Source organism: Pseudoduganella sp. RAF19, assembly GCF_052114165.1.
In the GTDB taxonomy this organism is placed as follows: Bacteria; Pseudomonadota; Gammaproteobacteria; order Burkholderiales; family Burkholderiaceae_D; genus Rugamonas.
This window is the reverse complement of record NZ_JBFREF010000001.1, coordinates 1-11603: the sequence shown is the minus strand read 5'-3', so window position 1 is coordinate 11603 and position 11603 is coordinate 1. Positions and strand designations below refer to the sequence as shown.

At 59.5% G+C, this 11603-nt stretch carries 9 protein-coding genes and 1 tRNA gene; 4 read left to right on the top strand and 6 right to left on the bottom strand.

Translation table 11 applies throughout. The annotated features are described in order from the left end of the window. Position 1 precedes the first annotated feature (1 nt). Together AB4Z19_RS00050 and AB4Z19_RS00045 are read right to left on the bottom strand one after the other, a co-directional pair. Positions 2–202 carry a hypothetical protein gene (locus AB4Z19_RS00050; protein ID WP_442022460.1) on the bottom strand — a complete coding sequence of 67 codons (201 nt, stop codon included), beginning with the start codon at positions 200–202 and terminating at the stop codon, positions 2–4. A 59-nt stretch (positions 203–261) separates the two neighbouring features. After that, positions 262–337: transfer RNA gene (locus tag AB4Z19_RS00045), tRNA-Asn, on the bottom strand. Between the two features lie 187 nt (positions 338–524). Here AB4Z19_RS00045 and AB4Z19_RS00040 point away from each other — a divergent pair. Together AB4Z19_RS00040 and AB4Z19_RS00035 are read left to right on the top strand one after the other, a co-directional pair. Further along, entirely contained in the window at positions 525–2009 is a 1485-nt protein-coding gene (locus AB4Z19_RS00040; protein ID WP_442033821.1) for an MFS transporter, read from the top strand. A 10-nt stretch (positions 2010–2019) separates the two neighbouring features. Then, a complete protein-coding gene (locus AB4Z19_RS00035; RefSeq protein ID WP_442022456.1) occupies positions 2020–3033 on the top strand; it encodes a glycoside hydrolase family 43 protein in 1014 nt (337 codons plus the stop codon). A 3-nt stretch (positions 3034–3036) separates the two neighbouring features. Here the strand turns inward: AB4Z19_RS00035 and AB4Z19_RS00030 are convergent, their stop codons facing one another. Continuing rightward, positions 3037–4953, bottom strand: coding sequence for a DUF6351 family protein (locus tag AB4Z19_RS00030; protein ID WP_442022455.1), 1917 nt, complete (start codon positions 4951–4953; stop codon positions 3037–3039). Between the two features lie 143 nt (positions 4954–5096). Here AB4Z19_RS00030 and AB4Z19_RS00025 point away from each other — a divergent pair, with 143 nt between their 5' ends. Together AB4Z19_RS00025 and AB4Z19_RS00020 are read left to right on the top strand one after the other, a co-directional pair. Further along, complete coding sequence (locus tag AB4Z19_RS00025) at positions 5097–6209, top strand: AAA family ATPase (protein WP_442033819.1); 1113 nt, start codon at positions 5097–5099, stop codon at positions 6207–6209. A gap of 119 nt (positions 6210–6328) precedes the next feature. Then, positions 6329–6946: a methyltransferase family protein gene (locus tag AB4Z19_RS00020; RefSeq protein ID WP_442027464.1), complete on the top strand. Its 618-nt coding sequence runs from the start codon at positions 6329–6331 to the stop codon at positions 6944–6946. Here the strand turns inward: AB4Z19_RS00020 and AB4Z19_RS00015 are convergent. The 3 genes from AB4Z19_RS00015 to AB4Z19_RS00005 all read right to left on the bottom strand — a co-directional run bounded on the left by AB4Z19_RS00015 (position 6940) and on the right by AB4Z19_RS00005 (position 11083). Then, positions 6940–9873, bottom strand: a complete 2934-nt coding sequence (locus tag AB4Z19_RS00015; RefSeq protein WP_442027466.1) for a glycosyl hydrolase 115 family protein — start codon at positions 9871–9873, stop codon at positions 6940–6942. The genes AB4Z19_RS00020 and AB4Z19_RS00015 overlap by 7 nt on opposite strands. Positions 9874–9943: 70 nt before the next feature. Continuing rightward, complete coding sequence (locus AB4Z19_RS00010) at positions 9944–10309, bottom strand: PilZ domain-containing protein (protein ID WP_442027468.1); 366 nt, start codon at positions 10307–10309, stop codon at positions 9944–9946. Positions 10310–10324: 15 nt separating this feature from the next. Next, a complete protein-coding gene (locus AB4Z19_RS00005) occupies positions 10325–11083 on the bottom strand; it encodes a PilZ domain-containing protein (RefSeq protein WP_442027469.1) in 759 nt (252 codons plus the stop codon). Positions 11084–11603: the final 520 nt, after the last annotated feature.

Here is an 11603-nt window from a genome sequence, read left to right as displayed (position 1 = left end):
ATCAGGCCAGGGCTTCCTTGGCCGCTTCTTCCGGTGTCAGGCCCTCGTAGAACATATCCGTGAACCATTCCACCTGTTCCTCGATATGCTCCTGCGCCTGCTCCACCGTGGCGCCGCCTTTGACCAGGTAGCCTTCCACCTCGATGCACCACTGGATCAGCTCCAGTGTTTCCGGATCGAGTTCATCTTTCTTTTTTGCCATCTCAAAACTCCGCTACAAAGCAAAAAGCCCAACCTCGGAAGGCTGGGCTTTTCTAATTCTGGCTCCCCGACCTGGACTCGAACCAGGGACCTGCGGATTAACAGTCCGTCGCTCTACCGACTGAGCTATCAGGGAAAGGAGGCCGAATTATATACATGCAGGGAACTTCTGCAAAGCCCTTTTTTCGAATACGTCCATTATGTCGCTTGACGCCCCCGTCTGGAACAGTGACAATGAAATGATAGCGCTATTCATTTAGCGTTTAAGTCATGTTAATACCATGAAAACAGCCGTGGAGACCGGCTTTAAAATGAGAGACACAATGACCCCTGCCAACCAGAGCGCGACGGAGAAGCTCTCTGTCGTGGAAAAGATCGGCTATAGCCTGGGCGACCTGGCTGCCAACCTGATCTTCCAGACACTGTTGACGTTTATTGCCTTCTTCTACACGGACGTCTACAAGATCCCGGCCAATGCCGCCGCCACCATTATCTTCATCGGCGGTCTGACCGGCGCCTGCTTCAATCCGCTGATGGGCTTGCTGGCCGACCGCACCGTCACCCGCTGGGGCAAATTCCGCCCATGGCTGCTGTGGACTGCAGTGCCCTTCGGCCTGATCGCCATCCTCGCTTTCAGCACGCCTAACCTGGGCGACAACGGCAAGATCATCTACGCCACGCTGACCTATATTATGCTGATGCTGGTCTATTCGGCCAACAACCTGCCCTACTCCGCCTTGAGCGGCGTACTGACCGGCAGCATGGAAGAGCGCAACAGCCTGTCGTCCTACCGCTTTGTGGCGGTGATGATCGCGCAACTGATCATCCAGGTGCTGCTGCTGCCGCTGGTGCTGATCCTCGGCGGCGGCGACAAGGTGGCGGGCTTCCGCAACACGATGATCATTTTCGCTGTCGCAGGCACCATCTTCTTCCTGATCGCCTTCGTCACCACCCGTGAACGTATCGTGCCGACGGCGGCCCAGCGTTCCAGCATCCGCCAGGACATCACTGACCTGATCGGCAACAAGCCCTGGGTGGTGATGCTGCTGCTGACCATCCTGGTCTTTATTACGCTGGCTCTGAAGGGCGGCCTGTACATCTATTACTTCAAGAACTACCTGAGCCAGGATGCGCTGACCGCCTTCCTGAAAGACATCGGCTTCGTCAGCTTCATCGATCACCTGAACAATGCGCTGATCAGCATCGGGCTGACCCGCTTCCAGTGGCCGGAAGACCCTGCCACCTCGGCCTTCAGCCTGTTCAACGGCGGCGGCATTGTCTGCATGATCATCGGTATCGGTTTCTCCAAGCCGCTGGCGGACCGCTTCGGCAAACGCGACGTGTTCGGCGCGGCGCTGCTGGTGTCCACGCTGTTCATGCTGGCCTTCTTTTTCTACGGCCCTGCCTCGATCGGCCTGGTGTTCGCCTCGCAGATCATGCACGGCTTCTTCTACGGCATCACCATCCCGCTGCTGTGGGCGATGATCGCCGACGTGGCCGACTACTCCGAATGGAAGAACAACCGCCGCGCCACCGCCCTGATGTTCTCGGCGATGATCTTCGGCCTCAAGGCTGGCCTGAGCATCGGCAGCGCGCTGGTCGCGGGACTGCTGTCCGGCTATGGCTATGACGGCGCGCAAGCGGTGCAACCGGAATCGGTGGCCAATGGTATCCGCCTGTCGATCAGCGTCTACGCGTCGATTCCATTCCTGCTGGGCGTGGCCCTGCTGTGCTGGTACGAAATCAACAAGGCCACCGAGCGCCGGATCGAACTCGATCTGCTGGCGCGCCGCGCCGCAACGAACTAAAAGGTACGCAATGTCCGAACAACTGACTCCGGCCGAAGAACTGGCCTTGACGCGCGCCATCTCGCAGCCACTGGTAAGTCACATCTACACCGCCGACCCGTCGGCCCACGTGTTTGAAGGAAAGCTGTATATCTACCCGTCGCACGATATCGAAGCAGGCATTCCGTTCAACGACAACGGCGATCATTTCGGCATGGAGGACTACCATATCCTGTCGATGGATAGCCCGGACGGCGCCGCCACCGATCACGGCGTCGCCCTGCATGTGAAAGACGTGCCATGGGCCGAGCGCCAGATGTGGGCACCGGACGCCGCCCACAAGGACGGCAAATACTACCTGTACTTCCCTGCCAAGCGCGCTGACGGCATCTTCCAGATCGGCGTGGCGGTTGGCGATAAGCCGGCCGGCCCTTTCAAGCCAGAGCCGACGGCAATCGAAGGCAGCTATTCGATCGATCCTGCGGTCTTTGAGGACAACGACGGCGCCTACTACATGTACTTCGGCGGCATCTGGGGCGGCCAGCTGCAAAAGTACCGTGACAACGTCTACGCTGCCAACAATGAGGAACCAGCGGACGACCAGCCGGCGCTGACCGCACGCGTGGCGCGTCTGAACGCGGACATGAAGAACTTTTCCGAGGCGCCGCGCGCCGTCGTCGTTCTGGACGAAGAAGGCAAGCCGCTGCTGGCCGGCGACCATGACCGCCGCTACTTCGAGGCGCCGTGGCTGCACAAGCACAATGGCAAATACTATTTCTCCTATTCGACCGGCGACACTCACCTGCTGTGCTACGCGGTTGGCGACAACCCATATGGCCCCTTCACCTACCAGGGCCAGATCATGACGCCGGTGATCGGCTGGACCACCCACCACTCGATCGTCGAATTCGAAGGCCGCTCCTACCTGTACTACCACGACAGCAGCCTGTCGAAAGGCATCACCCACCTGCGTTCGGTGAAAGTGACCGAGCTGCATTACGACGCCGATGGCCGCATCAAGACCATTGACCCGTACGGCAAGTAAGCCTTAATTGGCAGGGCGGCCCACGTCGCCCTTGCTGTAATCGCACACGCCTTGCGGGAAGATGCGCGCCAGCCAGGCGCGTTGCGTCGGCGTGAAATCAGCCTTGTAGGTGCCGTCGCCCAGCGCGGCGGTTACTGGCTTCAGCGCGCATTTGAAGATGTCGCCCCTGATCGAATCGCCTGCCACCATGCGCGGACTGCTGTAGATCGGGAAAGCCCGCGTGCAGGCGCCTTGCGGTTTGGCGTCCAGAATGCCGTCCCACACCGATGGCCCCGCCGCGATCACCGCACCATTCGCGTCAAAGCACTTATCCGCAAATCCCTGCGGAGCCGCGCCACTCGTCTGGTAGACATCGAGCACCGACAGCGCCTGCATCACCGCATCGGCCAACCCCGCCTCGCCTGCCGTGAACCAGATCACCTGCCGTGAAGCCTCGGCCGGTGCGCCAGCCTGCAAACGCGCCCGCACCGAGAACGACTGCCGCGCATTATGCATATTCAGCTCCGGCTCCAGATACGGCCGCAGATCGATCATCGGGATGCTCAGTTTACGTCCCGTGAACACCTGGCCGGACGTATAAGCCTTGCGCATCGCATCCACACTACCCTGCCGCCGCTGCGCCGGCGTGCCTGACGGCTCACGGCAGGACGCGCTGCGCCGCATATTGCGCGAGTCGAATGGGTCATCATTGCCAGCCCAGGTGACGAATTCCGGCTGCTCCTTCCAGCCACCCACGCAGGCATTGATGCGCAAAAATTCGCCGGCGCCGATGCGACCATCGTTCAGTGCCGACAGGCCGTATTGAACGCCGACGTTATCGATGGAGATAGGCGCGAAGCCTGCGCTGTCGGTGCCGTAGATGTCCGCCAGGTCATTCCAGTGCGTCCACTTCACCTTGGCGAAAACGCCATCGGGATAACCGTAGGCCTGGGCGGCCTTGTCGAAGCGCGGGTCTTTGTAGGTGGGATTCAGCACGTTCAGGATCGCCATGCGCCAGCCGTTGATGCATTCAGTCGAACCGCTGGCGCCAGTGATGGGATTGCGTGCGGTGTCGCTGGCATTCGTGCCTTCGATCCAGGCTTGCCTGCTCCACTGCGTCCATGGCGACGACGGATCGCGCGCGACCTCGTCGCGGAAGTATTGGCCCAGCAGCGGACAGTCCGCGACGGGAATCGTTTGCGTGATCATGTCGGGATAGGACTGGATCGGAATGCCCGCATCCAGCAAGCCCGGATGATTTTGCGCGAACATATACTGCTGCACGGCGCCGCCCGAACCGCCAATGCCCACCGTGTATATCGGCTTGCCGTATTGGTCGATGAAGTGCTGCTTGGTCAGCGCAGCCGTTTCTTCGGCCAGGCGCATGTTGTAGTGGACACCCGTCTCATTGCCGGACGACGTGACCACCGCATAACCCTGCCCCAGCAAACGCGGCATCATGCGGCGCTCGGCGCTGCCCAGGCTCTCGTTGAACCACATGGCCGTGCCCTGCTGGTGTCCGATGCCCACACCGCCGCGCAGCCAGTACACCAGCTTGTGATTCCACGCGGCCGGCTCCAGCATCGCGATCGTGTACAGGAAGCGGTTGATCGTGCCGACTTCCACCCGCACCACAAAGGGCACGGCGGCGCCGTTCCAGACCGTCGTTTTCAGGTCCGGCGGCGCAGCTGCCTGATCATAAGGCTTGAAGGTCGTGCCGTTGTAGTAGAAGTAGCGGACTTGCGTCGCGATGGCGCAATTGCGGCTGTAGCCGACTGGCCTGCCCTCCGCATCCAGTACGGGATGGCCGATGCCGTCCTGATTATCGACCAGCGGCTGGCCGAGACCGGACTCCTGCGTCCGGCACAAAAAGGGCTGCTGCTGCGCCCACGTCTGGCCGCATATCAGCGCCATGGCTACAACAAAGAACCATCGTCTCATCGCCCGATCCTCCCCGGCTCAAGTGTAGCCGAACCACCTGAAGCGGCCTCGTGACAATTGGCGATATTTCGGCCGAAAAATTCCTCTAGTATCAGCAGATCGCGCCATAGAAGCCGCCGTACGCTTTCAACGGAATGATGACGATGACTGCGAAAACCACAGTGGAGCATGTCTGCGAGCACTGCCACCATTTCAACGTATGGCCGTTGAGTAAGAAAGCGACTTTCCCCTGCGCGTCCTGTGGCCGCCTCTACTGCCAGTCGACACACGCTCACGTGATCGATACCGGACAGATGCAGGAAAAGTTCTACAACGCTTCGACCAGAGCCTGGGAGCGCTTTCCAAAGCAACGCAGCGCAGCAGCGCCGACTGCCTTGGCGCCTGCTCCGAAAGCCGAAGCAACGCCTCCGCCGCAAGTCAATCTGCCTGAAAATCTCGCCCCTGTCCTGGCGCAGCTCGAAGCGCAAATCGGCCTGCGCAACGTGAAGCAGCAAGTCATCGAACTCACCCAGTTCTGCCTGATCCAGCAAGCACGCGCCAGGATGGGGTTGACGAACGCCAGCATCTCCAACCACCTTGTTTTCACCGGCGGCCCCGGCACCGGCAAAACAACCGTCGCCCGCATCATTGGCGAGATCTACCACCGCATCGGGGTGACACGTCTGCCCCGGATCGTTGAGACCGACCGCGCCGGACTGGTCGCACCCTACGTCGGCCAAACCGCCATCAAGACGCTGGAGCGCGTCACGGAAGCCCTGGGCGGAATCCTGTTCATCGACGAGGCCTACAGCCTGCTCGGCCAAGGCAACGACTACGGCAAAGAAGCCGTCGACACCCTGCTGAAGGCCATGGAGGACAAGCGCGGCGACCTGTGCGTGATTGTCGCCGGCTACCCGGACGAAATGTCACGCTTCATCAAATCCAACCCTGGTCTGGAATCGCGCTTCAACAACCACCTGCACTTCGACAACTACTCGGCCAAGGAACTCTACGACATCCTGAAAAAACTCGCCGCCGATTCCCAATACAAGCTCGAAGAAGGCACGACGGCACTGCTGCTCAGCCACTTCAACGAAGAAATCATCAAACAAGGCGTTCGATTTTCCAATGGACGGTTCGTGCGCAATCTCTTCGAAAAAATGATCAAGTCCCAAGCCATCCGTCTCGGCCGCCGCACCGGCGATCTCGACACCAGCAGCCTCAGCGCCGTCACCCTCGAAGACGCCCGCAGCGCCCTCAACAAAAACGGCCCTTGAAATGTAAAAATTCGCCGAGAAATATTACTTCCCTCGTGACAATTGGTGAATTTTTTCCAGGCAGCAAGATGCTATTCTGGGACCCGCATTCTTCAAAAAAAATTCATCGCACCAGCCCCATGTACCAAGTCTCCTCGCTGTTTAATTCACGCCTCGCGAATCTGATCGGAAGCCTGGCACTGGCTGCGCTGTGGTGCCTCTTTGCGCTGACCCATATCAAAACCTGGCACATCTTTGGCGATTGGACCTATTTGGTCTTCTGCGGCGCCGAAACCTTGACCGCCTTGTTTTTCCTGTTTCGAAGCAGTCCTAAAGCCGTATCCAGCAATCCCTGGGACTGGCTGGCTGGCGTCGCGGGCACGTTCGCTCCCCTGCTATTCGAACCCGCCGAGTGGGGACTGCTGCCCGAGGCGAAGCATTTCCTGGTGTTTGGCTGTGTGCTTCAGATTGCCGGCATGCTATCGCTGAATCGCAGCTTCGGCCTGATTGCGGCACGCCGCGCCATCAAGACTGAAGGCCTGTATCGCATCGTGCGCCATCCGCTGTATTCCAGTTATCTGCTGGGCGGTATCGCCTATGCGCTATCGAACAGCAGCTGGCGCAATCTGGCCGTAGCCTGCACTGTGATCATGCTGCTCCTGCGCATCTTGCGCGAGGAGCGCGTGCTTCGCCAGGATGAGGCCTATCACAGCTACATCAAGCAAGTGCCGTATCGGCTGATTCCTCTGGTTTATTGAGCGATCCGGGTTTCCGGCACCGGGCCATAACCTTTGCTGGCGCCGACAAAGCGGACCTCGAAGCGGTCAAGTGTCACTGCCGGGTCGAGGGCGTAGACTTCCAGCGTGTGGTTGCCCGGCTTGATCGGCAGGTTCGGAATCTCCGCGGCGACTTCGTTATCGAGCACATTCTGGCGCCAGGTGGCGGCGTAATACTCGCGGCCGAAGTCCAGCACGTGTGGTGGCGCGCCGTCAATCGATACCGCGATGCGCATCTTGCCATCAATGGTGGCAGGGAATAGCGGCAAGGCCACCGCACGCAGCGACACGATCTCGTCGAACACATAATTGGGGAAGCTGTAATCGCGTTCCGGCTTCAGCGTGTGGAAGCGGTACAGCATGCGCGGCGCCTTTGCCAGTGCAGCCGGATTGGCCGGATCAATCGGTTGCAGGTCCAGCGCCGCCTGCACGTCCGCGCCCGTGTGTCCCACCCCATCCAGAATCTGCCACGCTCCAGTTATACGGTCGGCATGCGCGGCATACATCGATACGACGCCTTGCGAATCGATGAAGGACGCCGTGCGGTCCGTGATCGGCGGCGCCACGCGCACGTGGACGTCGATCGGCTGCTGACCGACGCTGCAGCTGATGTGCACCAGGCCATCCTTCGCCTGCTTCGGCGCTTTCGCCCAGTCAATCGACACCTCCAGCCGCTGCTCATAGCCATCCGCCTGCGAGAAGCGGCCCGCTGTCTTGTCGACGCGAATCCATGGCACGCTTGGCGTCGCACTCCAGGTGGCGTCCAGCGGCTGGCTGGTGAAGACGTCGAGGTAGTAGCTGCGGTCGCCCAGTTCGGGGCTGAAGGTCGGCAGCGTCGGGAAGAACCAATCCTTGTCGTCAAAGAAGCCGCCGCCTTCGACCTGCACCGGACAGCGCTTGGCATCCGTCGGAATCGACCACGCCGGAATCGCCGGCGGCAGATAATTGGTCAGCGACTGCGGATAGCTGTTGGAAATGTAGCGCCATTTGCCGCCTTCGATATCCTCGCCATAGCGGCGCACGTTCGCCAGGATCGCATCGTGCGCGCGTTGCGCTTCCTGCGCATAAGCATTGGCACTGGCACGGCGCTGCAGGCCGTAGGCAATCGACTTGTCCATGGCCAGCTGCTGCAGATTCATATTCCCGCCCACCGCGACCGGATAGCCGACCAGCTCATAGAACGCCGACTTGCGGTCGGCAGGCAGCGCTGCTTCCAGATCCTTCGAGGCGTCCATGATCGTCTTGTAAGCGTCGGCGCGCCGCGCATTCTCGTCGCCGAAATCGGTGATGGAGAAGCGCGACTGCTGCACGGACGTCATCGGGAAGGTAGTGTTGAAGGCCATGAACTCGGGGTTCCGGCCGAAAGCGAGCTTGTAGTAGCGCCACATCACATCGGCCACCCTGGCGCCCTGCTCTGCGCCGAAATTCCTCACAGCCCAATTATCCATGTAGGCGTGAGCGGAACCTGGCTTGGCGAAGCTCTCCATATCGAATGCCATCGCCAGATAAAAATCGAGCAGGTATTCGACCGGCTTGATATTTCCCACGTTGAGCATCCACACGCTCCGCGCATTGCCGTGATACGCGCGCGTCATTTCCTCCCACATCAGATTGGGATCGGTCGAAGGCAGTAGCAGGTAATTGCCCGGCGCGCCCCAGAACGTCGCGTGATAGTAAATACCGGAGCCGCCGGAGCGCTTGCGTTCACGCGCGTCGTTCAGGCGCAGGAGGTAGCCGTAATTGTCATCGGGCCAGATGATGGTGACATCGTCAGGCACCTGGATGCGGCCTGTGTTGTAGGCAGCAGTCACTTCTTTGTAGGGCGTGAATGCCTGCGGTATCTGCGCCGCCGGCTTGCCGAGCGAGGTGCTGAGTATCTTGCGCTGCGCCTGGATCACGTCACGCAGAATGTCGCCCATTTTCGCAGCGGAGTCGGCGCCTTCCATCGGGAAGTCGTCCACGCCACGCATGCCAACGGTATAGAGATTATCGTACTTGCCCCACTTATCCACCGCGCCGCGCCAGTATTCGATCAGGCGCTGCTTGTTGGTGGTCCAGTTGTAGGGTCCCATCGTCTTCTCGTCCCACTCGACGCCATTATTCCGCAACAGCATTTCGACATGTGACGAGCCGCGAATCACCGCGTAGTCGGCAGCCGTGTCATAGTTTTCGGGCTTGAGATTGAAGGCAGGATCGGTGCTGTTCATCGCCGGCCAGATCAGGTTGGCCTTCAGGCGCCACATCAACTCGAATACGCGCTCATAGGTCCTGGGACCGATGCCGTGCGCCTCCTGGTCAAAGGTCTTCCCCGCCCACTCCCTGAGGAAGGATGCGTTGATGAAGAAGCCCCGGTACTTAACCGAAGGCGGCCTGGAAAAACTGCTGGCAGCCGAGACGTTGATCCGGTCGCGGGTTCGCGTCTTGACGTCAGCCCACCACTCCCAGGCGGACACTCCCATCTCGCGCGTCAGGTCGACCACACCCCACACTGCGCCGCGTGTGTCGGAGCCGAAGATGAGGAGCGCGCGCGCCTTGGGGTCCCAGGGCGCGGGAATGACGGCGCGGCCATAGCTTTCCCATTTGCCGTCGATCGCTGAGGACGACAGTCCATTCTTGCGCAGCAGTTCGGCAATGCGCGGGGACGAGGCCAAGCCGACAATGACACCCGTGCCGTGGCCGGCCGCGACGCCTGCCTCGATGTCCGGCTTGCGGTCACTGATTTGCTGCAGATCGTGCGACAGCAATTCCGCAGCCTTGCGAATCGGCGCCCCGCCGTCCGGATCATAGGCGACGCTGGCCAGCGTCTGCCCATCGTACAAAGCCAGCTGCGCTGGGACATCCGTTGCAGCATGCGCCGAAGCGGCCAGCGCTACAAACGCAAATAGCGACACCAAAGAACGACCACCCATGTCTCCCCCTCATGTTATTTACCATAAGGGTACACGACATTGGTAGCGCAAACATTACAAAATGTAGCCGCTAGAACGCCTTGGGCCGGGTCAAGAAGTCGAACAAGCGATCTTCGACATTCTGTGTCAATGGCTGAAACCGGGCGCCACAGCGGTACTGGTTTGTTTCGCCGATCGGCGCACAGTAGACGATTTCGAGCCGGATTTCGCACGGATCGGCTTCACCAGGCAAAACGAAGTGCAAGATGTGCTGCGACCCTGATTGCAAACGGTCGCCATGGACGATGCCTGCTCCAGAGCGGGAGATATCCAGCAAGCGCGTTGGCATGCTCTCCATTCCGTCAATCGGATGCAGGCTCGCCGGGAGAGACAGCATCAAGCGCGCATGTTCGCGCCGGGATGCCATTGCATTTTGTTCTTCTTCGCTGAGGTCCATGAGCCATTTTAAGGCTTAACGCATTTGATCCAGAATTGTTTTGATCTTGCTCTCCTCTTCGGGCGCCAAATTGACAAACATGCAGCCGAGATGCAGCTGCTCGCCGAGCAGGAAGGAACGGATGCTGCGTGTGTGGCGGATTTCCAGCTCAGCGACTTCGACGGTTTCCGATCCCAGATCGAGCACCACATCGCGCACCTTGCGTCCCTTGAACAAGCCCTTCGCATCTCGCTTCGCGCACCGCATAGAGATGCCGCTCAGTGAAAGATCGAATACCTGCAGCTCGAACGGACTTGTCCCATTCATCACGAACGAGGCCGTAAAACTGGCCCCAAGCGGTGCTTCCATGCGCTCCGAGGAGCGACGGTTCAGCACCTCGCAGTTCTCAGGGAAAATCATCGGAATGTGCTGCGGTTTGCCGGGAACCGAGCTCCATTCAGTATTAGTCAGGCGAAACTGCAGCTTCGCAGCCCGTACACAGGCCACGAAGGTGACTTTGCCGGGCTGCAGGGCGGCCCCTTCGTTCAACTCCATCACGAAATGCGGCAACTGGGGATCGACCGACAAAATGCGTCCCAGCACCACGTCGCGGCTGCCAGTCGCGTACATGGAGATCGCATCGCCGCTCTCTGACAGGAAGGTCAGCATATCGCCAATATCGTCCTCGCTCGTCATCAAAAACGGAGTGGCGGCGGCCGGTATCGGGGCGATCGCATCTTGTGGCCGTGGTGGTCCTTTACGGATCAGGCCGGTAAGGGGCTCGTTGAGCTGCATATTATGATAAGTACAACTTTAGACGTTGTTTGGGTCTCGCTGTACTTTCATCTTAGTCCGATAATTTCCAAAAGCAAACTTTATTTTTATTGTGGAAATTATGTGACAAAGCGTGACTCTTCCCCCTTGGCAAAATGCTATTCTGAGTGATATCGGCCGAGTTCGGCCAATATCGGTCATTGAGATTTCAAGAGGCTGCAGATGACATTTATTCTTCGAGCAGTGATTGCTGGAATTGTGGGAGGCATATCCTATCTGTTCGCTCACGCGGCATTACGACCTCGTGGCTGGAACATGCAATCCTCATTGACTGACTCGGAGAATTACTTTGCCCTCGGGATTGCCGTGATTGCTTTCGGAGTCGTCCTCTGTGTTCGTTTGCTCGCAGAATTGACCCACTCCGATTGACCCACCTTCCACTGCCTGGCAAATGCCGCCACGCGGTCATATGATCCTTCGTAGCCCAACTCCTTAAGTTCCAAATGGAGCTGCTTCAAGTTGCGCCGCTGCTTGCGGGGTT